Source organism: Sphingomonas sp. SP2 (assembly GCF_058313385.1).
In genome coordinates, this window is sequence record NZ_JBZFLD010000001.1 from 687,654 (window position 1) to 707,931 (window position 20,278).

General features: G+C 65.4%; 25 protein-coding genes. 10 read left to right on the forward strand and 15 right to left on the reverse strand.

The genetic code is table 11. The features are described from left to right. Nucleotides 1-49 precede the first annotated feature (49 nt). Nucleotides 50-1,870 (reverse strand): ABCB family ABC transporter ATP-binding protein/permease, encoded by a 1,821-nt coding sequence (locus AC4GYU_RS03515; RefSeq protein ID WP_491085517.1) that lies wholly within the window; start codon nucleotides 1,868-1,870, stop codon nucleotides 50-52. 115 nt (nucleotides 1,871-1,985) lie between these two features. On the opposite strand from AC4GYU_RS03515, the gene AC4GYU_RS03520 reads away from it, so the two are divergent. Continuing rightward, nucleotides 1,986-2,237, forward strand: a complete 252-nt coding sequence (locus tag AC4GYU_RS03520) for a hypothetical protein (protein ID WP_491085518.1) — start codon at nucleotides 1,986-1,988, stop codon at nucleotides 2,235-2,237. 45 nt (nucleotides 2,238-2,282) lie between these two features. Continuing rightward, nucleotides 2,283-3,098 (forward strand): SDR family oxidoreductase, encoded by an 816-nt coding sequence (locus AC4GYU_RS03525; RefSeq protein WP_491086870.1) that lies wholly within the window; start codon nucleotides 2,283-2,285, stop codon nucleotides 3,096-3,098. A gap of 4 nt (nucleotides 3,099-3,102) precedes the next feature. Here AC4GYU_RS03525 and AC4GYU_RS03530 read toward each other — a convergent pair whose 3' ends face one another. Both AC4GYU_RS03530 and AC4GYU_RS03535 read right to left on the reverse strand, forming a co-directional pair. Beyond that, the gene (locus tag AC4GYU_RS03530; protein ID WP_491085519.1) at nucleotides 3,103-3,624 is read right to left on the reverse strand and encodes a DUF4402 domain-containing protein; all 522 of its coding nucleotides are present in this window, start codon (nucleotides 3,622-3,624) and stop codon (nucleotides 3,103-3,105) included. Nucleotides 3,625-3,730: 106 nt separating this feature from the next. Then, nucleotides 3,731-4,117 carry a DUF4402 domain-containing protein gene (locus AC4GYU_RS03535; protein WP_491085520.1) on the reverse strand — a complete coding sequence of 129 codons (387 nt, stop codon included), beginning with the start codon at nucleotides 4,115-4,117 and terminating at the stop codon, nucleotides 3,731-3,733. Nucleotides 4,118-4,343: 226 nt separating this feature from the next. On the opposite strand from AC4GYU_RS03535, the gene msrB reads away from it, so the two are divergent. Then, on the forward strand, nucleotides 4,344-4,757 hold the full coding sequence (gene msrB, locus AC4GYU_RS03540) for a peptide-methionine (R)-S-oxide reductase MsrB (RefSeq protein WP_491085521.1): 414 nt from the start codon (nucleotides 4,344-4,346) through the stop codon (nucleotides 4,755-4,757). A 131-nt stretch (nucleotides 4,758-4,888) separates the two neighbouring features. After that, on the forward strand, nucleotides 4,889-6,979 hold the full coding sequence (locus tag AC4GYU_RS03545) for a transglycosylase domain-containing protein (protein ID WP_491085522.1): 2,091 nt from the start codon (nucleotides 4,889-4,891) through the stop codon (nucleotides 6,977-6,979). Here the strand turns inward: AC4GYU_RS03545 and AC4GYU_RS03550 are convergent. Next, nucleotides 6,929-7,621, reverse strand: a complete 693-nt coding sequence (locus tag AC4GYU_RS03550; protein ID WP_491085523.1) for a M48 family metallopeptidase — start codon at nucleotides 7,619-7,621, stop codon at nucleotides 6,929-6,931. The two genes, AC4GYU_RS03545 and AC4GYU_RS03550, sit on opposite strands and share 51 nt — an antisense overlap. Then, nucleotides 7,611-8,060: a YcgN family cysteine cluster protein gene (locus tag AC4GYU_RS03555; RefSeq protein WP_491085524.1), complete on the reverse strand. Its 450-nt coding sequence runs from the start codon at nucleotides 8,058-8,060 to the stop codon at nucleotides 7,611-7,613. Before AC4GYU_RS03555 ends, AC4GYU_RS03550 begins: the two co-directional genes overlap by 11 nt. 65 nt (nucleotides 8,061-8,125) lie before the next feature. On the opposite strand from AC4GYU_RS03555, the gene AC4GYU_RS03560 reads away from it, so the two are divergent. After that, nucleotides 8,126-8,722 (forward strand): ankyrin repeat domain-containing protein, encoded by a 597-nt coding sequence (locus tag AC4GYU_RS03560; protein ID WP_491085525.1) that lies wholly within the window; start codon nucleotides 8,126-8,128, stop codon nucleotides 8,720-8,722. 7 nt (nucleotides 8,723-8,729) lie between these two features. Here the strand turns inward: AC4GYU_RS03560 and AC4GYU_RS03565 are convergent, their stop codons facing one another. The 10 genes from AC4GYU_RS03565 to AC4GYU_RS03610 form a co-directional block, all read right to left on the reverse strand. Continuing rightward, nucleotides 8,730-9,227 carry an MmcB family DNA repair protein gene (locus tag AC4GYU_RS03565; protein ID WP_491085526.1) on the reverse strand — a complete coding sequence of 166 codons (498 nt, stop codon included), beginning with the start codon at nucleotides 9,225-9,227 and terminating at the stop codon, nucleotides 8,730-8,732. Nucleotides 9,228-9,266: 39 nt separating this feature from the next. Beyond that, nucleotides 9,267-9,908 (reverse strand): cell wall hydrolase, encoded by a 642-nt coding sequence (locus AC4GYU_RS03570; protein ID WP_491085527.1) that lies wholly within the window; start codon nucleotides 9,906-9,908, stop codon nucleotides 9,267-9,269. Between the two features lie 203 nt (nucleotides 9,909-10,111). Next, nucleotides 10,112-10,447: a DUF1491 family protein gene (locus tag AC4GYU_RS03575; RefSeq protein WP_491085528.1), complete on the reverse strand. Its 336-nt coding sequence runs from the start codon at nucleotides 10,445-10,447 to the stop codon at nucleotides 10,112-10,114. Next, nucleotides 10,444-10,920 carry a PaaI family thioesterase gene (locus AC4GYU_RS03580; protein ID WP_491085529.1) on the reverse strand — a complete coding sequence of 159 codons (477 nt, stop codon included), beginning with the start codon at nucleotides 10,918-10,920 and terminating at the stop codon, nucleotides 10,444-10,446. Before AC4GYU_RS03580 ends, AC4GYU_RS03575 begins: the two co-directional genes overlap by 4 nt. After that, nucleotides 10,901-11,365: a PTS sugar transporter subunit IIA gene (locus AC4GYU_RS03585; protein WP_491085530.1), complete on the reverse strand. Its 465-nt coding sequence runs from the start codon at nucleotides 11,363-11,365 to the stop codon at nucleotides 10,901-10,903. The genes AC4GYU_RS03580 and AC4GYU_RS03585 overlap by 20 nt, the downstream gene beginning before the upstream one ends. Before the next feature lie 64 nt (nucleotides 11,366-11,429). Further along, the gene (gene hpf / locus AC4GYU_RS03590) at nucleotides 11,430-12,005 is read right to left on the reverse strand and encodes a ribosome hibernation-promoting factor, HPF/YfiA family (RefSeq protein ID WP_491085531.1); all 576 of its coding nucleotides are present in this window, start codon (nucleotides 12,003-12,005) and stop codon (nucleotides 11,430-11,432) included. A gap of 32 nt (nucleotides 12,006-12,037) precedes the next feature. Continuing rightward, on the reverse strand, nucleotides 12,038-12,748 hold the full coding sequence (gene dnaQ / locus AC4GYU_RS03595) for a DNA polymerase III subunit epsilon (protein ID WP_491085532.1): 711 nt from the start codon (nucleotides 12,746-12,748) through the stop codon (nucleotides 12,038-12,040). 8 nt (nucleotides 12,749-12,756) lie between these two features. Next, the gene (gene coaE / locus AC4GYU_RS03600) at nucleotides 12,757-13,350 is read right to left on the reverse strand and encodes a dephospho-CoA kinase (protein ID WP_491085533.1); all 594 of its coding nucleotides are present in this window, start codon (nucleotides 13,348-13,350) and stop codon (nucleotides 12,757-12,759) included. Further along, nucleotides 13,347-14,207 (reverse strand): shikimate dehydrogenase family protein, encoded by an 861-nt coding sequence (locus tag AC4GYU_RS03605; protein WP_491085534.1) that lies wholly within the window; start codon nucleotides 14,205-14,207, stop codon nucleotides 13,347-13,349. Before AC4GYU_RS03605 ends, coaE begins: the two co-directional genes overlap by 4 nt. Further along, complete coding sequence (locus AC4GYU_RS03610) at nucleotides 14,204-14,788, reverse strand: Maf family protein (protein ID WP_491085535.1); 585 nt, start codon at nucleotides 14,786-14,788, stop codon at nucleotides 14,204-14,206. Before AC4GYU_RS03610 ends, AC4GYU_RS03605 begins: the two co-directional genes overlap by 4 nt. A 328-nt stretch (nucleotides 14,789-15,116) precedes the next feature. On the opposite strand from AC4GYU_RS03610, the gene hemE reads away from it, so the two are divergent. The 5 genes from hemE to mnmE all read left to right on the forward strand — a co-directional run bounded on the left by hemE (nucleotide 15,117) and on the right by mnmE (nucleotide 20,227). Further along, the gene (gene hemE, locus AC4GYU_RS03615; RefSeq protein ID WP_491086871.1) at nucleotides 15,117-16,145 is read left to right on the forward strand and encodes a uroporphyrinogen decarboxylase; all 1,029 of its coding nucleotides are present in this window, start codon (nucleotides 15,117-15,119) and stop codon (nucleotides 16,143-16,145) included. Then, nucleotides 16,145-16,600, forward strand: a complete 456-nt coding sequence (locus AC4GYU_RS03620) for a CopD family protein (RefSeq protein WP_491085536.1) — start codon at nucleotides 16,145-16,147, stop codon at nucleotides 16,598-16,600. The genes hemE and AC4GYU_RS03620 overlap by 1 nt, the downstream gene beginning before the upstream one ends. 266 nt (nucleotides 16,601-16,866) lie before the next feature. Continuing rightward, on the forward strand, nucleotides 16,867-18,123 hold the full coding sequence (rho, locus tag AC4GYU_RS03625) for a transcription termination factor Rho (protein ID WP_491085537.1): 1,257 nt from the start codon (nucleotides 16,867-16,869) through the stop codon (nucleotides 18,121-18,123). A 90-nt stretch (nucleotides 18,124-18,213) separates the two neighbouring features. Continuing rightward, nucleotides 18,214-18,915, forward strand: a complete 702-nt coding sequence (locus AC4GYU_RS03630) for a YjbE family putative metal transport protein (protein WP_491085538.1) — start codon at nucleotides 18,214-18,216, stop codon at nucleotides 18,913-18,915. A 37-nt stretch (nucleotides 18,916-18,952) separates the two neighbouring features. Next, nucleotides 18,953-20,227 carry a tRNA uridine-5-carboxymethylaminomethyl(34) synthesis GTPase MnmE gene (mnmE, locus tag AC4GYU_RS03635; protein WP_491085539.1) on the forward strand — a complete coding sequence of 425 codons (1,275 nt, stop codon included), beginning with the start codon at nucleotides 18,953-18,955 and terminating at the stop codon, nucleotides 20,225-20,227. Nucleotides 20,228-20,278 lie beyond the last annotated feature (51 nt).

Below are 20,278 nucleotides of genomic sequence, written 5' to 3' on the forward strand. Positions count from 1 at the left end.
CCCGCTTCTCGCTCAGATAGCGAGGAGCGGGGGTCGCCCGGCACCCGCTTCATTCGGCCGCTTCGGCGAGCGCCTGTTCCTGGGCCTGCCGTGCCCACATGTCGGCATAGAGACCACCGCGCCGAAGGAGCTCCGCGTGGCTTCCTTCTTCCGCCACCTGTCCCCCGTCGAGGACGACGATCCGGTCGGCGTCAACGACGGTCGAAAGTCGATGCGCGATGGTGATGGTGGTTCGCCCGGTCGAGACGCCGCGGAGCGTGTCGAGGATCGCTTCCTCGGTTCGGCTGTCGAGTGCGCTGGTCGCCTCGTCGAGGATCAGGATCGGCGGGTTCTTGACCAGGGTGCGGGCGATCGCGACGCGCTGCTTCTCGCCGCCCGAGAGCTTCAGCCCCCGCTCGCCGACGCGGGCATCAAACCCCTCCGGAAGCGCCGCAACGAAGCGGTCGAGCGACGCGCCGCGGGCAGCGGCTTCGACCTCTTCCTGCGTTGCCGCATCGCGGCCGTAGGCGATGTTGTAGCCGAGCGTGTCGTTGAACAGCACCGTATCCTGCGGGACGATGCCGATGGCCGCGCGGAGGCTGTCCTGGCGAACCGCGGCAATGTCCTGCCCATCGATCGTGATGCGCCCCTGCTGGGGATCGTAGAAACGGAAGAGTAGCCGCGCCAGCGTCGACTTGCCCGCACCGCTCGGCCCCACCACAGCCACCGTCTGGCCGGCGGGGACATCCAGCGTCAGCCCTTTCAGGATCTCGCGCCCGTCCTCGTAGCCGAACCTGACGTCTTCGAAGCGAACGTGGCCGCGTTCCACGTGGATCGGAGGCGCGCCGGGTCGGTCGGTGACCTCGGCCGGCGTGTCGAGCAGCCGGAACATCTCGTCCATGTCGGTCAGGCCCTGGCGGATCGTCCGATAGACGGTGCCAAGCATGTCGAGCGGACGGAAGAGCTGGGTCAGCAGCGCATTGACCACCACCAGATCGCCGGTCGTAAAACGCCCCTGGCTCCAGCCCCAGACGGTGTAGGCCATCGCCCCGAACATCAGGAGATTGGTGATCAGGCTCTGCCCGATGTTCATCGCCGCGAGGCTGGTCTCGATCTTGACGGTCGACCGGGCGAGGTTCGCCACGGCTCGGCCGTAAAGGGTCCGCTCCCGCTCCTCGGCGTTGAAATATTTCACCGTCTCGAAGTTGAGCAGGCTGTCGACCGCGCGGGCAGTCGTGGCGGTGTCATGCTCGGTCCATTGCTCGCGCAGCCGAACGCGCCAGTCCGTGACCGCCTTGGTGAACCAGATGTAGGCGACCACGGCAACCGCCGTGGCGGCGACCAACCCCGGCCCGAACTGAGTCCAGAAGAGGACCGCCACGATCAGCAGTTGGAGAATCGTCGGCGCGAGATTGAAGAGGAGGAAATAGAGCATCATGTCGATGCTCTTCGAGCCCCGCTCGATGATCTTGGTCACCGCGCCCGTGCGCCGCTCGAGATGAAAGCGGAGCGACAGGCCATGAAGATGCGCGAAGGTCCGCTCGCCAAGGACCCGCGTCGCCTCCTGCCCGACCGTCTCGAACAAGGCGTTGCGCAGATTGTCGAGGAGGACGCCGCCGAAGCGGGCCGCGGCGAAGGCTGCAACCAGGGCAAGCGCAAGCGAGGCCGCGTCCGCGCGGCCAGCCGTCATTGCGTCGACTGCGCCGCCAAACGCCTTTGGAAGGACGATCGTGGTGACCGTGATCGACAGCAGCACCATCAGGAACGAGCCGACCACGCGGAGCTTCAGGCCCGCCTGCCCCTTCGGCCACAGATAGGGCAGGAAGCGCAGCAGGACCTTGAAGCCGCTCGGCTCGCGGACGGGTGAAGATCGATCGGCAGCGGGAGGCATGAGGCACCAAGGTAGGAAGTCGTCGCCGCCCGTGCAAACGCACAACCGAAACGACTGGAACCGCGTCATTATCTCCGGGTTCTACCCTCCAAGTCACCTTGCGGGGTTAAGCATCATGGGTCCGGTCACTTTCGTCATTGCCATCATGGGTTGCGCCGACGGCGGCGCGTCGTGTCAGCAGGTCGCGCAGACGCCCGTCCGCTACGAGAGCGCAGCCTCCTGTGAGGCCGCGACCGCCGGCGTGCTTGCACAGAGCACCGATTTCGATTTCCCCACTCTGATCGCCCGCTGTCAGGCCGCCAAGGCGCCGGCCGCGGCCGAGCGCGCGCCGATCCGTCGTGGCGGCCAGCCGGTCAAGGAGGGCTGAACCGTGGCCGACGTCCTCGATCCCCCCACCCGCGAAGAGCCGCAGATGCCGGGCAACGAGCATGAGCTCGAACCCAAACCCGACTTCATGCCACGCTACCCCGGGTCGGGACGGCTCAAGGACAAGGTTGCGATCGTCACCGGCGGTGACAGCGGGATCGGCCGGGCGGTTGCCGTGCTCTTTGCCCGCGAAGGGGCCGACGTCGCGATCCTCTACCTCAACGAGCATGAGGACGCTGCCGACACGCGCAAGGCTATCGAGGCCGAGGGCCGCCGCGCCATCTGCATCCCGGGGGATCTCGGCAGCCGCGATTTCTGTTTCAAGGTCGTCCAGCAGGTCGTGGATACCTTCGGCAAGCTCGACATCCTGATCAACAATGCCGGCGAGCAGCATCCCGACGAGAAGATCGAGGACATTACCGAAGAGCAGCTCCGCCGCACCTTCCAGACCAACATCTTCTCGATGTTCTTCCTGACCCAGGCCGCGATGCCACACCTCAAGAAGGGGTCGACCATCGTCAACTGCACGTCGGAGACGATGTATAAGGGCGCCCCGATCCTGCTCGACTATTCATCGACCAAGGGAGCCATCACGGCCTTCACGCGGAGCCTTGCGCAGAATCTCGTCGACCAGGGAATCCGGGTGAACGGCGTGGCGCCGGGTCCGATCTGGACCCCGCTCAATCCTTTCGGCGGCCAGCCGAAGGAGAAAATGCCGGAATTCGGCAAGGACACCCCGATGGGCCGGCCGGGTCAGCCCAATGAGGTCGCCCCGGCCTTCCTGTTCCTCGCCTGCGAGGACTCAAGCTACATGACCGGGCAGGTGCTGCACCCCGACGGGGGCAACACCATGTCCAGCTAGAAGCTCACTGATAGGCGACCTGGATATCGAGCGTGCCCGCGTAGAGGCCGTCCGGCATGGTCGAGGTGAAGGACAGGGTCCCGCCGACTTCGAACAGCTTCCCAGGATTGCCGCTGTTGTCGATCGTCACGCTCGACGGGAACGTGGGCGTTAGCGTCAGCGTCCCGCCCGTCCCGTTGGTCATCGTGACGGTTGGCGTAACCGAGCTGATGAGCGCCACCTGATTGTTGGTGCCCGTTACCCGATATTGCGCGGTGCTGAAGGTGCCCGAGCAGGTCAGTCCGCCGGTCGACCCGCAGGTCCGGCCCGATGGCGTGATGGCCACCGTATCGGACCCGGTGAACGTCCCGACCAGCACCGTTCCAAACACGAGGTTGCGAAGGCCGGTCAGCTGCAGCGGCTTCATCACGTTGACGCTGGCGGTAGGCTTGGCCCCGGTGACGCTGACCTGCTGGGCTGCGGCTGGCGTGGCCAGGAGGAAGAGAGCAGCCGTGGCCGCCCCCGCTAGAAACGAGGTTACGCGCATTCGTTCGACCCCCACGATCGACGTTGAAGTAAGTGCCGCATTAACCGTCCCGCGCTACCGAAGGCTTCGCGGGCATGGTTAAGACGACGGTGAGAATTGCGGCCGGTCACAGATAATCGACCGTGATCGGGACGTCGCCGCGGTAGGTGCCCTCGGCATCGCCGCTGACGAAGAGCTCGCCGCCGAAGCGGACCCTCAGGCGTCCGTCAGCATCGAGCCTCGGAAAGGCCGGCAGGTCGCTGCGGATGGCCGAAATGGTCAGCATTCCGCCGGAAAAACCGAACAATTCGATCCGCTGCGGAAGCGCGACCCGAACCTGCCGTCCGGGCTCCCCACGAATGACGACTTCGCCATTCATCGCCCGTCCCGTCATCGGCGCGAGGGCGCCGTTGGTGACCCGGCTGCCATCTGGTCCGAGTTGGGCCGTTCCACCGGACGGTCCGGTCAGGATGACCCGATCAAAGTCGAGACTGGTCTCGACCTGGAGCGCCATCGGCTTTGCAGCGTCCGGCTCGGCCGTAAGCCCTGCCTCCTCACTGCACAGACGACAAGGCGCCGCACTCGCCACCGTTGGCGGGAGCGTCGCAAGCAGCAGAAAGGGCAGAAGCCACCGCATCGGAACCGCGATAGCTCCAGAATGGTGTAAGCTTGGTAAAGCGGGCGATAACCATTGCAGCTCCCGGGCTTATCCCCACATTCGCATGCAAAGGAGTGTGTCCATGAGCGATCAGAATGAAGCGGGCGCCGCCCCAACCACCGAAGAGGAATGGAAGGCCAAGCTTGGCCCAGAGCGCTACCGCATCCTGCGTCAGTCAGGGACCGAAGCGCCGTGGAGCGGTGCCTTGCTCGAGAACAAGGCCGAGGGCGAATATATCTGCGCTGGCTGCGGTACGCCGCTGTTCGAGAGCGACACGAAATACGAGAGCGGCAGCGGGTGGCCGAGCTTCACCGCACCGGTCGATAAGGATGCCGTGGCCGAAATCGAGGACTTCTCGCATGGCATGCACCGGGTCGAAGTGCGCTGCGCCAAATGTGCCGGACATCTGGGTCATGTCTTCCCTGATGGCCCCGGACCCGACGGCCTCCGCTACTGCATCAATTCGGCGAGTCTCGACTTCAAGCCGGAGAAGTGAGGATTTGCGGGGAGCGGCTCCTCTTGCCGCTCCCCGCGTGACCGCTTAAGCCCTCTCTCCTCATGGCCAGGCAGCCCGTTCGTCCGCGCGCAGCGCCGGCACCCTCATCTTCCGGATTTGGCGCCATGGTAATGCGTCTGGTGAAATGGGGCATCGTCCTTGCCCTTGTCGGCCTGGTGGTGCTCGGTGTGGCGGTCAGCGTCGCCTACACCCAGCTTCCCTCCTACCAGAGCCTGTCGAACCGGACCGATCTCGGCCAGAACATTCGGATTCGCTCCGCCGACGGGAAGCTGCTCGTGCAGCTCGGGCCCAATCTTGGCGAGTGGATTCCGTACGACGAGATCCCCGCGACGATGCGCGCGGCGATGATCGCAGTCGAGGACAAGCGGTTCCGCCACCATCCCGGGGTCGATCCGATCGGCATGGCGCGCTCGATCAAGGTTCGCCTTCAGACAGGCCGCTTCAGCCAGGGTGGCTCGACCATCACCCAGCAGCTGGCGCGCAACATCTTCCTCAACAACAGCCGCAACTTCGGACGCAAGCTCAAGGAAGCCGTGCTGGCGCTCGCGCTCGAGGCCAAGTTCAGCAAGGACCAGATCCTCGAACTATACCTCAACCGGGTCTATTTCGGCGGCGGTGCCTACGGGATCGATGCGGCAAGTCGCACCTTTTTCGGCCATGGCGCAAGCCGACTGAGCCTTGGCGAGGCGACCATCATCGCCGGCCTGGTCAAGGCGCCGAGCAACTATTCCCCGACCGCCGACGTCGAAGCCGCACGCGGACGCGCCGACGTCGTGCTGAAGTCGATGGTCGACAATGGCTTCGTGTCGGCCAGCGCCGCGGCCAATGTCGATCCGGCCAAGATCGTCGTCCAGCAGGGCGCCAAGCAGAACAGTATCCGCTACTTCACCGACTGGGCCCTCCCCCAGCTCGACACGCTGATCGACGAGAGCAGCGAGCCGATCGAGGTCTGGACCACGCTCGACACGGGCATGCAGGCCGCTGCCGACCGGGCGATCAACGCCAATGCACCCAAGGGAGCGCAGGGCGCACTCGTCGCGCTCGACCGGGACGGGGCGGTCCGGGCGATGATCGGCGGACGCGATTATGTGAGCAGCATCTACAATCGCGCGACCCAGGCGCAGCGCCAGCCCGGCTCTTCCTTCAAGCTGTTCGTCTATCTCGCCGCGCTCGAAAGCGGGATGAAGCCGACCACCACGCTCGTCGACGAGCCGGTCGACGTCGAGGGCTGGCGTCCGCGCAATTCAACCCGCGCCTATCTCGGTCCGGTCTCGCTGCGCGAAGCCTTCGCCAGGTCGATCAACACGATCAGCGCAAAGATCGGTGCCGAGCTGGGCTTCGGGACGATCGCGGACATGGCGCGGCGCTTCGGGATCACCTCCCCGCTGTCGACCTATCCCTCGATGGTCCTCGGTACCTCCGACGTGCGGCTACTCGACATGACCCGCGCCTACGCATCGGTCGCCAACCAGGGCCTGTCGGTCAGCCCCTATGCCATCACCAAGGTGACCAGCAGCGACGGGCGCCTTCTCTATCGTCATGCCGCCGACGAGCAGCGGACCCTGGTCGCCCCCTGGGTTGCAGCGGGGATGACCGACCTCCTCCAGACCGCGGTCATGAGCGGGACCGGGCGTGCAGCGCAGATCGGCAGGCCTGTCGCCGGCAAGACGGGCACCACCCAGTCCAACAAGGACGGCTGGTTCATTGGCTTCTCGAGCGGAATCACGGCCGGTGTCTGGATGGGCCGCGACGATGCCCGGGCCATTGCCGGTCTTCAGGGCGGCACCGCGCCCGCGCGTGCCTTCCACGACTTCATGGTGAAGGCGGTGGCCAATCGTCCGGTCGAGCAATTCCAGACCGAAGTCCCGATGCCCGACTGGCAGCTCGAGCCCGGCGAAGAGACCTACATCGGGAACGAAGAATTGCCATTCGAGCCGCAGGTGGATGCCGACGGGAATCCGATCGGCACTCTTCCCGACGATCCGCTTGCGGCACAGCCAGGGCAGCCGGGCGTCCAGGATGGCCAGCCAGTGGCGCCGGCAACGCCCCCGGGTCAGGAAACCGAGATCGACCGGATCTTCGGCGGCGAGCTTCCGCCGCCGGAGCGCCAGCAACCCGCCCCACCGCGTGAGCGCGCCCCGGCGCCGGGATCAGTGCCGTCCGACGGCACGCAGCGCCGGACCCAGCCGACGCAATTCTGACCGCGCCTTCAGGACCGGGCCGCCGAACAGGCGCTGCTCTGCGGCCTTGAAGGCGGGCGAGTGATCCATGTGCAGCCGATGCGCGACTTCGTGCGCCACCACGAAGCGAAGGACGTCGGGCGGCGCCAGGATCAGGCGCCAGCTGTAGCGGATTGCCCCTGACGACGAGCAGCTGCCCCACCGGCTGGTGGCATCGCCCACCGTCACCGAGCGGACCGGCACGCCGGCATCCGCGGCAATTCTGGCAGTCTCGGTGCTGAGCACTTCGCGCGCCCGACCCCGGAGCCAGCGTTCGATGGCGGCAGGCAGGCTAGTGGCCGGGCCCCCGACCACCAGCCGGTCGCCGTCGAGCCGAACACCGCGTCGTCCCGCGGGATCGTGCTGGACGATCACTTCCTTGCCTTCGAGCGGAAGCACTGCTCCGTCCGCAAAAGGCTGGCCTGCCGGCGCACGCTCCAGCTGCTGATCGATCCACGGCCGCTGCTCCGCGACCCAATCAAGCGCGGAGCGCGCCGACGTCCGCCACGGCATGGTCAGTTTGAGGAGCCGCCGATCATGGTCGATCCGGAGGCGCAGTCGACGCGCCCGGCGAAGGCGGCTCAGCTGGACGGGAAGAGGCAGCCGCGGATCGTCAGAGATCACGGTCGGTCAGGTGGAATTCGAGCTCGCCCGCGTCGACTTCGCTGATCGTCCAGCCGCGCGTCGACATGCCGGCCTCGTGGACCGATTCCCGGCTGCCGCTTTCGAGATAGTGCCATTCGGGAAGAGGCGCACCATCGGCCCGCAACTTGTAGGCACAGGTCGAAGGCAGCCACTCGAGCTCGTCCACGCGGTCCATCGACAGCTGGACGCAGTCCGCGACCCATTTCTTGCGATTGGGATAATCGGTGCAGCGGCCGTTCTTCCGGTCGAGCAGCTTGCAGGCGACGTTGGTGGGATAGAGCTCGCCGGTGTCGGCATCTTCGAGCTTGTGGAGGCAGCAGCGCCCGCAGCCGTCGCACAGGGCTTCCCACTGGCCGGCATCAAGCGCGTCGAGCGGCTTGTCCCACCAGCGGACATCGGCAGTTGCGGGCTTGTTCATTGGAAGCGCAGACTTGGTCTGCTAGAGGCCTGACTTCAAGCATTTATCCTGATCGACTGGCGGACATGGCACAACATCGGCTCTTCCTTGCGGCAGCGGCGCTGGCGCTGGTTACGGTTCCCGCCGCAGCGCAGTTCAAGAGCGCCGGCTATGATTTCATCCAGGCCGTCCGCGACCGTGATGGCAACAAGGTCACCGAGCTCGTCAATCAGCCCGGTTCGACCGTGGTCAACTACCGCGACGACAGCGGGGAAGCGGCAATCCACATCGTGGCCGGTCGCCGCGATCTTGGCTGGCTGCGCTTCCTGATCGGTGAGGGCGCCGATGTGAACCTCGGCAACCGGAACGGCGACACCGCCCTGATGATCGCCACTCGGATCGGTTTCGGCGAGGGCGTGGACGCACTGCTCAAGGGTGGTGCGCAGGTCGACAAGACCAACCGTCTCGGAGAGACCGCGCTGATCCTAGCGGTCCAGCAGCGGCAGCTGCCGATCATCCGCAAGCTGGTCGAGAAGGGCGCCAACCCCGACAAGACCGACAATGCGAGCGGCCGAAGCGCACGGGATTATGCGAAGCGCGACGCGCGCGGTCCCGAGATGCTCAAGCTGATGGAAACTGCCACGGCCACCAAGCCCAAGGCCGCTGCCGGACCGGGCCTCTAGAAAAGACTTACTGACCCCAGCCGAGCGTGGGGTCGATCTGCGCGCTGAGGCGCCGCGCGGCCCGTCGCGCGAAGCGCAATAGCTCCGCCTTGCGCCGTGCCGCCGCGAGCGGCCGGTGCGGCGCTTCTCGCAGGACCGCTGCATCATAGCGATCAGCGACGATCACGCCCGCGGTGTCGGGGAGGAAACGCTCCTCATCGAGCAGGGCGGACAAATGCCCCGGCACCGCCCAGAAGAAGCGGTCGCAATAATCGAGATAGTCGGTCCACTTGCCGTCGCTGGTGAGGTCAGCCTTGCTGACCTTGATCTCAACGATGGTGAGCTGCCCCTTGGGATCAATGCCCATCAGGTCAGCACGTCGCCCATTGGGAAGCGGCACTTCGCAGATCGCGAACAGATCCCAGCGGTTGAACAGGCGCGTGACCCCTCGCGCGACTTCGATCGCGACCGGGGGAAGGTCACGGAAACAGTCGGGCGCAAGGGCGGAATCGGCAGCGGCGGTCACAGGTCCTGCTTAGAACAGGACGGGAACGCTCGCTAGACTTCAGCGGTAGAAGATGTGATTTCCGACCGCCGCGACGCGGGTCATGCGCCAGCCCGGGCTAACCCGGCGGGCATGGAAGAAGAGCGCCTTGCCGACATTGCTCTCGCGCATGTCGCCGTCAACGATGCGGGCAATCGCGACCGCATTCTTCCACTGGAGGCTGTTCTTGTTGATCGACGGCCAGCGACCGCCGCGAACGAAGCTGAACTGACCGCGCTGGGTCAGCACGCCGCAATAGGAACCCGGAAAACGACCACGGCTTTCGGCGCGATTCTCGATCACCTGACCGACGGCAAGCTGACCGGCGAGCGGCTCGCTCTTGCTCTCGAAATAGACACCGGCGGCCAGGCACTCGAGCTCGCGGCTTCCGGCATCGCTGCGGCGAAGCTGGGCCACGGTTTCGGCAAGGCTCGCGCCCGGCGCGATCGCCACGCGGTCTTCGCCGTCGGCCGGGGTTGCGGGCGCGGGCTCTTCACTCCCGGCACTCTGTGCCGGAGCAAGCGGATCGCGGGAAAGGGGGGTGGTGACGAGCGGTTCGGGATCGAGCTTGGCAACGGCGGCGACCACCCGGTCGGTTGCAGTGCCCGGGACGACCTGGGCGGGAGCAACGGACCCTGCGCCAAGCGCAGCGGCAGCAACCATCAAGACAAAGCGACGAACCACGAACTACCTATCCAACTGCGGTGGACAGCCGGATGACGTGGGTTGCAGCCGCAGACGCGACCGATACCAAGAACGCCAGGGCTGATCCCCCGTCTCGCGCGATACCCCGGGCGGTTCTGGACCGGCCCGGGGCATACCCCGCTCGAAAGCTGTTCCTCGGTTCGTCGCATTCCTGCCGTGGGTCAATCGTCGGAGATCATTCCCGCGATGAATCGTTCCGCCGACGGGACGTCCAGTTCAATCACCCACAGATCGGGGTCGGAGTCCCGCGCACGCGCAAGATGTTGTTGGGGATTCGCCGAATCGTCCCATTTTCGGCTTTCCCAGCAGTAGCGGCCATCGCGCTGCAGGAGGCGCTGAACGATCGCCGCGGTCGTGCCGCGCTCGAGGATCACGACCAGCAACGCGCCTCTTTCGGCCTCGCCGCGCGCAAGGACAGCCCCAAATCCGCCCTCGGTCTGGGCACGGGCAATAAGCGCAGACACCTCGACGGCGGACGCAAGCCGCGGCTCGCTCACGTCGGCTGGTATCCGGGCAATCCGGCAAGCGCGATATGCGAGCGAAGGAAGGTCCCGGTCCCGCGCGCGCACTCTTCCCCCGACGAATCCACGATCCGCGCATCGGCGACGAACACGCGCCGTTTGCCACTGATCCAGCGCCCCTCGGCAAAGGCCGGACCCTCGCGCAGCGGCTTGGTGAAATGGAGGTTGAAGGCCGTGGTCAGCAGGAAGCGATCGCTGACGAGGCTGTTCGCCGCATAGAAGGAGGCATCGTCGAGCATCTTGAAATAGAGCGTGCCATGCGCGGCGCCGGCCGCGTGGAAGCTCTGCGGCTCGACCGAGAAGTCGATCCGCGACACACCCGCGTCGAGCAGCGTCAGGGTCGAGCGGAACAGGCGATTGATCGGCGCGGAATCGTAGAGGGCCTCGAGCGCACGAAAATGCGCTTCGGCCCCCGTTGCCGTTCCGCCCTCAGGCAGCGTGCGGTTCATCGACCCCGATCAGCACCGCGGCCAGCGCATCGCTGGAGCGCGCACCGCGCAGCTTCTCCAGCGTCGGCGCATGGCGAACCACGCGGCTGATCGCGGCCAGCGCCTTCAGGTGGTCCGCGCCCGCGTCGGGCGGCGAAAGCAGAAGAAAGACGAGATCGACCGGATCGCCATCGATCGCCTTGTAGTCGATCGGCTCGGTAAGCTGCGCGACAAGCCCGTAGATACGCTTCAGTCCGGCCACCTTGCCGTGCGGAATGGCGACGCCATTGCCGAAGCCGGTCGATCCCAGCCGCTCGCGTTCGCCAAGAGCCGCCACCAGTTCCGCCGAATCGATGCCGAGACGCTGCCCGGCAATCTGTCCCAGGCTCTGGAACAAGGCGCGCTTGTTGGCCGCCGCGAGGGCAGGGCGAATGGCGTCGAAGTCGATGAACGAACCAAGCTGCATTACGAACACTCTAGTGCCGGGCCGAATACCCGCCGCGGCTGATGCCTCAACGACCGCGCGCGGTCTAGCGATCCGTGGGTTCGACCCAGCCGATGCTGCCGTCGTCCCGGCGATACACCATATTGTAGGCCCCGCTGGCGCTGTTGCGGAACATGAGGGCGTTGGTGTTGCGCAGGTCGAGCATCATGACCGCGTCCGACACGCTGGCGTTGGGAATGTCCACGCGGGTTTCCGCGACGACCGGCGGATGCTCGGGCGCGGGCTCCTCTTCCGACGGCGGCGGTGCGAAGACCGTGTAGGCGGCGACGAGCTCGTCGGGGACGGCGACCTGCCCGTCACCCTTCCGCTCGCGCAGGCGCGATTTGTAGCGCTTGAGCTGCCGTTCGATCTTGTCGGCGGCGCCGTCAAAGGCGAGATGCGCCTCGGAAGCCCGGTTGCTAGCCTTCAGCACCACCCCGTTCACGACCGGGGCGACGATGTCGCAGGTGAAGCCGTTGTCGTGCGGGCCCTTGCCGAAGGTCACGTTGGCGGCCGAGGCGCGGCTGAAATAGCGCTGGATCATCGGCTCGAGACGATCACCGACGTGGGTCCGGAGCGCGGCGCCCGTTTCCACCTGGTGGCCTGCGACCCTGATATCCATTCCGACGTCCTCCTGCCTTGCGAAGGCCACTTCTACTGGAGGGCGATTGCCGACCAGAGAGTATCCTTCATCTTACCGATGAACTGGGCATGCGCCTCGAGCTCGTCAAGCGAAGGGGCGTGCGGACGCGGTGGACGCACCGGGCGGTTCGTCGAACGAAGCCCAACGATGATGTCGGGCGCCGCGGCGGCGCTCTTCGCGGTCGTGTCGGCAAGCAGCGACAGGCCGATCTGCCGGCCGCCCGTCAATTCGACATAGACCTGCGCGAGAAGCTGCGCGTCGAGCAGGGCGCCATGCTTCACCCGGGCCGATCGATCGACGCCGAAGCGGGAGCACAGCGCGTCGAGGCTGTGCTTGGCCCCCGGATGCTTGGATCGGGCAAGGACCAAGGTACAGATCATCCGGGTCAGGCAAACGGGGTCACGACCGCACTGCGACAGCTCGGCATTGAGAAAGCCGAAGTCGAAGGCGGCATTGTGAGCGATCAGTGGCGCGTCGCCAATGAAGTCGAGCAATTCCTCGCACTTGTCGGCGAACAGCGGCTTGTCGCTGAGGAAAATGGACGACAGGCCGTGGACGGCCTCAGCCTCGCTCGGCATCGAGCGTTCGGGATTGAAATAGGCATGATATTCGCGGCCGGTGGGGCAGCGATTGACCAATTCGACGCAGCCAATTTCGACCATGCGGTCGCCCGTCGCCGGGTTCACCCCCGTCGTCTCGGTATCGAACACGATTTCGCGCATGCGAAAGGCTATGCGCCCTTGCCTTGCGTCAGTCCAGCAAGGATCGCATCCACCTGGCGCTCGGTTTCGGTGAGGCTGATCGACGTGTCGATCACATGGTCGGCGCGCGCCCGTTTCTCTGCGTCGGGCAACTGCCGCGCCAGGATATGCTCGAGCTTCTGCGGGGTCATGCCCGGCCGCGCGAGCACGCGGGCGCGCTGTACCTGCGGCGGGGCCGACACGACCACCACCGTATCAAAGGCCTTCTCGCCACCCGTCTCAAAGAGCAGGGGAATGTCGAAGAGGAGCAGCGGCGCGTCAGCATTGTCCATGATGAAGCGCGTCCGCTCATGATGCACGGCCGGATGGACGATCGCCTCGAGCGCGGCGAGTTCGTCGGGCTTGCCAAGAACGGCGGCGGCAAGGGCGTCACGATCGACCGCACCGTCACGCGTGGTCTCGGGAAAACGCTGTTCGATGGACGGAACCAGCCTACCACCGGGGCCCTGCAGCGAGCGCACCGTCGCGTCGGCATCGAACACCGGCACACCGCGCGCCGCAAACATTGCCGCGACGGTCGACTTGCCCATTCCGATCGAGCCGGTGAGGGCGATCCTCTTCATGCCGTGAGCAATGCCCGCAACTCGGGGTCACAGCCACGGGGTGCCGACTCGCCGAAGAAATGCTCGAATGCCGCTGCTGCCTGCGCGATGAGCATGGCCAGCCCATCGATCGCAGTCAGCCTCAATGCCCGCGCCTGGCGGAGAAGAGCGGTCTCGAGCGGATCATAGACCATGTCGAAGACGATCGATCCCGGTGCCATCCGGGTCAAGTCGACGTCGAGCGGCGGATGGCCGCGCATTCCGAGCGGCGAGGCGTTGATGAGGAGGCCGGGCCTGCCACCAGCGACACCCGCCCGCGCCAGCTCCTCAATGGCCTCAACCGCATATGGCGCATCCTCGTCGCCATCGAAACGGCGACGGAAAGCCAGGGCGCTTTCATAGGTCCGCCCATAGGTGTTGAGGTGAAGACTTGTCGGTCGGCGCAGCAGCGCGATAGTCGCGGCGGCGGCGGCGCCTCCGGTACCGATGACCGAGGCCGTGAAATGGTCGTCGCTCTCAAGCCAGTCCGACAGCGGCTCGCGCACCCCGATCCAGTCGGTGTTATGCCCCGACAGGCGAGCCGGATTGCCGAGACGGGTGATCGTATTCGCGGCGCCGATCAGCCGCACCTCGTCCGATTGCTCGGCAAGATGACCGATGATGTCCCGCTTGAGCGGCATGGTGACGTTGCACCCGCACCAGAGCGGATCCGCGCGCCGCGCTTCGAGATAAACCGGCAATTCCGCGCTCGTCACCCGCGTAGCGCGGTAGTCGTGGTCGAGGCCAAGCTTCTCCAGCCAGAACTTGTGGATCAGCGGCGACTTCGAATGACCGACCGGATCGCCAATCACCTCGGCATAAGGCACGCCTGACGTCATAACGGCAGCACGCCCCGCTCCCGCAGCGCGCGCAGGAGCGGCAGCAGCGGGAGCCCGAGGATCGTGAAGTGATCGCCCTCGATGCGCTCGAACAACTGGACGCCCGGCCCCTCGAGCCGGAACACGCCGACGCAATAGCTGACCTCGGGCCAGTCCGCCTCGAGATATGCTTCGATAAACGCTTCGCTCAGCGGCCGGACCTGGAGCCGCGCCTCGCTTGCATGGCGCCAGACGACCTGCCCGCCCTGCGCCAGCACCACCGCGCTGGTGAGCCGCATCGTCTTGCCCGAGAAGAAGCGCAGATGCTCGGCCGCGGTCTCGCGGCCGGCGGGCTTGTCGAACCGGCGCCCCTCGACGCTGACCAGACTGTCGCTTCCGATCACCAGCGCGTCGCCTTGATCCGCACTCACCGCCAAAGCCTTCGCTTCGGCCAGCCGCGTCGCGAGCGCCGCATCGTCGCCCGCGAAGCCCGCCTTCACCGCCGCTTCGTCGACCCCCGGCGCCCGCACCCCATAAGCCACCCCTGCATTGGCGAGCAGGGTGCCCCGAATAGGTGAAGTTGAGGCCAAGATCAGGGTCACGCCGCCAGTTCCATGTTCGTTCCTGTGGAGAAATGCCCCTCAGCCCCTAGCGCGGATCGGGGGATGGACCAATCGGAGCGCGTCCAAACCGCCCGCGGTCGATTCCCCGACTCGTTTATCCACGGGCCACGAAGCCATCCACAAGCCTGTGGATAGCGGGAATCCTGCGCCGCGAATCGGCGGTCTTGCGAGAAGAACGGTTTCCGGCCACCTGTTGGCAACCGCGGGAGGTCCACTTAATCCCCCTCATGGGGCGACCAACAGACTCCAACTACCTTTTAAGAATCTAAGAGAGAAAGAGATAAGGGTGGCGGATCAGCCTTCGAGTTTGACGACCGACAAACCCCTTCTGGCCGTGCTGCAAGGCGAGCGCCGGGATCCGCCGCCGGTATGGATGATGCGCCAGGCGGGCCGCTATCTTCCTGAATATCGTGCGCTTCGGGCCGCGAAGGGCGGTTTTCTCGACATGGTATACGATCCGGCCGCCGCGGCCGAGATCACACTCCAGCCGCTCCGCCGCTTCCCGCTCGACGCCGCGATCCTCTTCTCAGACATCCTGATCGTCCCGCACGCGCTCGGCCAGGACCTGACCTTTGTCGCCGGGGAGGGGCCGCGACTCTCGCCGCCGCTCAAGGACGCCGAGATGTCGGCCTTCATGCCGCGCCCGGATCGCTTCGAGCCAATCTACGAGACGGTCCGCCAAGTGAAGGCGGCGCTTGCGCCTGAGACGACGTTCCTCGGCTTTGCGGGAAGCCCCTGGACCGTCGCGACCTACATGGTCGCCGGCGAAGGCAGCCGCGAGCAGGCCGAGGCGCGCAGCCTTGCCTATCTCGACAGCGGCAAGTTCGCGGCGATCATCGCAGCCATCGAGGAATCGATGATCGGCTACCTCGTTGGGCAGGCCGACGCCGGGGTCGACGCCGTGCAATTGTTCGACAGCTGGTCGGGCAGCCTTGCGCCTTCTGAATTCGAGCGCTGGGTGATTGCCCCGACCGCACGCATCGTCGAGCGGCTGCGGGCGCTTCGCCCCAATCTCACGATCATCGGCTTTCCCAAGGGCGCCGGCGGCAAGCTCGCCGCTTATGCGCGGGAAACCGGGATCGACGCGGTCGGCCTCGACGAGACGGTCGATCCGGTCTGGGCCCATGCCAGCCTTCCCCCGGGGATGCCGGTACAAGGCAATCTCGATCCGCTGGCGCTGATTGCCGGCGGTGAATCGCTCGAGCAGGCCGTGAATCGGATTCTGGCGGCGCTTGAAGAACGTCCGCACGTGTTCAACCTCGGCCACGGCATCCAGCAGACGACGCCGATCGCCCATGTCGAGCAGCTGCTGCGCCTGCTCGGGAAGGCCATCTGATGCTTGATCCCTACATCGGCTTTCTCGGCAACGCCTATCCTTGGGTGAAGGCCGCGCACCTCACTTTCGTGATCTTCTGGGTCGCCGGCCTCTTCCTGCTGCCGCGCTTCTACGTCTATCACCACGCGACCGCGCCCGGTTCGGCCGAGGATCGCGCCTGGATCGAGCGCGAGAACCGGACCCGCTCGATCATCCTAACCCCGGCCTTGATCATCGTCTGGGTGCTGGGCCTTGCCCTCGCGGTGCACCTCGGGGCGTGGACGATGGGCTGGTTCCACGCCAAGCTCCTCTTCGTCATCCTGCTGTCAGGCTACCAAGGCTGGCTCGGCGCCTACGGTCGCAAGCTCGCCAAGGGCGATCGGCCGCTCGAGAATCGCACGCTCCGGATCATGAACGAGGTGCCCGGCATCATGACCGCGATCATCGTGGTTCTGGTGATCGTCAAACCCTTCTGAATCGTCGTCGCCGGCAGGGGTGACCTTGTCGGCGGCGCCACCTCTTCCCACATCAGTGTCAGCGCAGGCTTGGCGCCACCTGCTTCCGATGCTTTCGCGAAGCGCCCTCAGCGTGCAGGTTGACTTGCCGCCCGCCTCGCCATAGGCCGAAGGCAGATACGGCCGCACCGGCCCGTATTTTCCCTTGATCGCCGGTGTGACCGCACGTTTCTCGCTGCGGCTCTACAGTCATCCGACTGCCAAACTTTCCAGCAAAAGACAGATACATGCATCTGAAAGATCTCAAGCAGAAGACCCCCGCCCAACTGGTCGCACAGGCCGAAGAAATGGGAATCGAGGGGGCGTCCACGCTTCGCAAGCAGGACCTGCTTTTCTCCATCCTCAAGGTCCGCGCCGAAAGCGGCGCCGAGATCATGGGCTCGGGCACGATCGAAGTCCTCAACGACGGCTTCGGCTTCCTGCGCAGCGCCGAGGCGAACTATCTCGCCGGCCCTGACGACATCTATGTCACGCCGCAGGTCGTCCGCCGCTTCGGCCTTCGCACCGGCGACACCGTCGAAGGCGAGATTCGCGCGCCCAAGGATGGCGAGCGCTACTTCGCGCTCAACCGCGTCACGTCGATCAACTTCGATGAACCCGATGCCGTCCGCCACCGCGTCAACTTCGACAATCTGACGCCGCTCTATCCGGATTCGAAGCTCAAGCTCGACACCCTCGATCCGACGATCAAGGACAAGTCGGCGCGCGTGATCGACATCGTTTCGCCGCTCGGCAAGGGCCAGCGCGCGTTGATCGTCGCGCCGCCGCGGACCGGCAAGACCGTGCTCCTGCAGAACATCGCCCGCGCGATCACCGACAACAATCCCGAAGTCTTCCTGATCGTCCTCTTGATCGACGAGCGGCCCGAGGAAGTCACCGACATGCAGCGCAGCGTCAAGGGCGAGGTCGTCTCTTCGACCTTCGACGAGCCCGCGCAGCGTCACGTCCAGGTCGCCGAAATGGTGATCGAGAAGGCCAAGCGCCTCGTCGAGCACAAGAAGGATGTCGTCATCCTCCTGGACTCGATCACCCGCCTGGGCCGCGCCTACAACACGGTCGTGCCGAGCTCGGGCAAGGTGCTGACCGGTGGTGTCGATGCCAATGCGCTCCAGCGTCCGAAGCGCTTCTTCGGCGCTGCCCGCAACATCGAGGAGGGCGGCTCGCTCTCGATCATCGCCACTGCGCTGATCGACACCGGCTCCAAGATGGACGAAGTCATCTTCGAAGAATTCAAGGGCACGGGTAACAGCGAAATCGTGCTCGACCGCAAGGTCGCCGACAAGCGCATCTTCCCGGCGCTTGACGTGGGCAAGAGCGGCACCCGCAAGGAAGAGCTGCTGGTCCCGCAGAATACCCTCACCAAGATGTGGGTGCTGCGCCGGATCCTCATGCAGATGGGCACTGTCGACGCGATGCAGTTCCTCCTCGACAAGATGCGCGACGCCAAGTCGAACGAGGACTTCTTCGCCTCGATGAACCAGTAAGCGGAACGAAGGCGGTACCGGTGCGGTTGGCGTGCCGGTGCCGCGTTCCTCTCAAGATGATTTTGCCCGGAGCCTGCCTTGCTTGACCTCATGATCGCCGCCGCCGCCGCAATTGGCGGCCCAGCCGATATCTGGGCCTCGATCGTCAAGGATTTCAGCAACATCACCGAGCCGGCGGCCTTCTCCGCCTTCCTTCAGGTGCTGATGATCGACCTCGTCCTCGCGGGCGACAATGCGATCGTGGTCGGGGCACTCGCTGCCGGCCTTCCGGCGGAGCAGCGCAAGAAGGTCATCCTCATCGGTGTCGCCGCGGCCCTCGTGCTGCGCATCATCTTCGCATTGATCGTCACGCAGCTTCTGCAGATCGTCGGCCTGATCCTGGTCGGCGGGCTTCTCCTCCTGTGGGTGGCATGGAAGATGTGGCGCGAACTCCGCCATCATGACGACAATGCCGGATCGCCCGAGATTGCGGGTGATGAGCACAGCGGCCTTCGCCCCGCGAAGAGCTTCGCCGGTGCGGCCTGGGCGGTCGCTGTCGCCGATGTCTCGATGAGCCTCGACAATGTCCTGGCGGTCGCAGGTGCCGCACGCGAACATCCCGGCATCCTCATCGTCGGCCTGATCTTCGCTGTCGCGCTGATGGGCCTCGCGGCCAACATCATCGCTAAATATATCGAGCGCTATCGCTGGATCGCCTACATCGGCCTTGCCGTCATCGTCTATGTCGCCGGCAAGATGATCTACGAAGGCTGGATCGATCCGCAGGTCGGCCTGGGTCGCCTCTTCGGCTGACTTGCCTTGCCCCGCCGCGCCGGGGCATCGGTCAGCGGTGAGCAGGACAGTCTACGCACTTTCGAGTGGCGCCCTCCCGGCGGCCATCGGCATCGTCCGTATCAGCGGCCCGCAGGCGTTCAGCGCGCTCGAGCGGCTCACGGGTAGGCGAACCCCCCCACCAAGGCTTATGGCGCTGAGCGCGCTCCACAGCGCCGATGGCGCCGTGCTCGATCATGCGGTCGTCGTCTGCTTTCCGGGGCCGAACTCGGCGACCGGGGAGGATCTCTGCGAACTTCATCTGCACGGGGGAAGGGCGGTCGTCGCTCGGGTCCTCGATGAGCTTGCGGCATTCGAATATCTTCGCGCGGCCGAGCCAGGAGAGTTCACGCGCCGGGCGCTCGAGAATGGGCGGATCGACCTGACCGAGGCAGAAGGACTTGGGGACCTGCTGGCGGCCGAGACCGAATGGCAGCGCCGCGCCGCGTTGCAGGTCGCTGGCGGCGGTCTCAGGCACCAGGTGGAAGCCTGGCGCGAGCGACTGGTCACCCTTGCAGCCCGGGCGGAAGCCGCGATCGATTATGTCGACGAGGACGAAACCGAACTCGATCTTTCTGACCTCAGCGCCGAAGTGGCGAGATTGGCCGAGGAATGGCGACACTGGATTGCCCAGCCTCGAGTGGAAATGCTTACCTCTGGACTGCGCGTCGTGCTGGCCGGTCCTCCCAACAGCGGAAAGTCCAGCCTCTTCAATGCGTTGGTTGGGGACGAGCGGGCCATCGTCACCGATATCCCGGGCACTACCCGCGACTTGGTTGAAGCGCGCCTCGATATCAAAGGCATTCCCGTCACCTTGGTCGACACCGCTGGCCTCCGGGAAAGCCAGGACGTGGTGGAGGCTATCGGCATCGAGCGTGCGGAAGCCGCGATCGAGGGTGCCGACATCGTCCTATGGTTAGGTGCTGATGCGCCGCCGTCGGACTCTCGGGTGATCGATGTTCATGCTCGCTGCGACGTGAGGGCGGATGATGTTAGAGAAGGCGCGCTGTCGGTATCGGCTATGACGGGCCTTGGAATATCTACGCTCGTGGAACGCCTGGCGCAGGTGGCAAGTACGCTTCTGCCTGCACTTGACCAGCTATCACTGAATCGTCGGCAGGCTGATCTCATTGAAGAGGCGCTGGACGCGCTGGTATTGGCCGATGCATCTGACGCTTTGCTCACCGCGGAGGCATTGCGACAGGCGCTTAGTGCCTTCGACCGCTTGTCAGGACGCCAAAGCGTTGATGAAGTTCTCGATGCGCTATTCGGACGCTTCTGCCTCGGCAAGTGATGTTCCACGTGGAACATCTCGATAATGTGAGCCAACGAAACTATGTGATTG

Bases quoted from the DNA above. Each gene is read 5' to 3' on its own strand.
- AC4GYU_RS03545 (WP_491085522.1), top strand. From the start codon at position 4,889: ATGCGTCTGGTGAAATGGGGCATCGTCCTTGCCCTTGTCGGCCTGGTG.
- AC4GYU_RS03570 (WP_491085527.1), bottom strand. From the start codon at position 9,908: ATGGTTGCTGCCGCTGCGCTTGGCGCAGGGTCCGTTGCTCCCGCCCAG.
- AC4GYU_RS03555 (WP_491085524.1), bottom strand. From the start codon at position 8,060: ATGAACAAGCCCGCAACTGCCGATGTCCGCTGGTGGGACAAGCCGCTC.
- AC4GYU_RS03580 (WP_491085529.1), bottom strand. From the start codon at position 10,920: ATGAACCGCACGCTGCCTGAGGGCGGAACGGCAACGGGGGCCGAAGCG.
- AC4GYU_RS03525 (WP_491086870.1), top strand. From the start codon at position 2,283: ATGCCGGGCAACGAGCATGAGCTCGAACCCAAACCCGACTTCATGCCA.
- AC4GYU_RS03585 (WP_491085530.1), bottom strand. From the start codon at position 11,365: ATGCAGCTTGGTTCGTTCATCGACTTCGACGCCATTCGCCCTGCCCTC.
- AC4GYU_RS03630 (WP_491085538.1), top strand. From the start codon at position 18,214: ATGATCGCCGCCGCCGCCGCAATTGGCGGCCCAGCCGATATCTGGGCC.
- msrB (WP_491085521.1), top strand. From the start codon at position 4,344: ATGAGCGATCAGAATGAAGCGGGCGCCGCCCCAACCACCGAAGAGGAA.
- AC4GYU_RS03560 (WP_491085525.1), top strand. From the start codon at position 8,126: ATGGCACAACATCGGCTCTTCCTTGCGGCAGCGGCGCTGGCGCTGGTT.
- hpf (WP_491085531.1), bottom strand. From the start codon at position 12,005: ATGGATATCAGGGTCGCAGGCCACCAGGTGGAAACGGGCGCCGCGCTC.
- AC4GYU_RS03535 (WP_491085520.1), bottom strand. From the start codon at position 4,117: ATGGCGCTCCAGGTCGAGACCAGTCTCGACTTTGATCGGGTCATCCTG.
- AC4GYU_RS03605 (WP_491085534.1), bottom strand. From the start codon at position 14,207: ATGACGTCAGGCGTGCCTTATGCCGAGGTGATTGGCGATCCGGTCGGT.
- AC4GYU_RS03520 (WP_491085518.1), top strand. From the start codon at position 1,986: ATGGGTCCGGTCACTTTCGTCATTGCCATCATGGGTTGCGCCGACGGC.
- coaE (WP_491085533.1), bottom strand. From the start codon at position 13,350: ATGAAGAGGATCGCCCTCACCGGCTCGATCGGAATGGGCAAGTCGACC.
- AC4GYU_RS03530 (WP_491085519.1), bottom strand. From the start codon at position 3,624: ATGCGCGTAACCTCGTTTCTAGCGGGGGCGGCCACGGCTGCTCTCTTC.
- AC4GYU_RS03620 (WP_491085536.1), top strand. From the start codon at position 16,145: ATGCTTGATCCCTACATCGGCTTTCTCGGCAACGCCTATCCTTGGGTG.
- AC4GYU_RS03515 (WP_491085517.1), bottom strand. From the start codon at position 1,870: ATGCCTCCCGCTGCCGATCGATCTTCACCCGTCCGCGAGCCGAGCGGC.
- rho (WP_491085537.1), top strand. From the start codon at position 16,867: ATGCATCTGAAAGATCTCAAGCAGAAGACCCCCGCCCAACTGGTCGCA.
- dnaQ (WP_491085532.1), bottom strand. From the start codon at position 12,748: ATGCGCGAAATCGTGTTCGATACCGAGACGACGGGGGTGAACCCGGCG.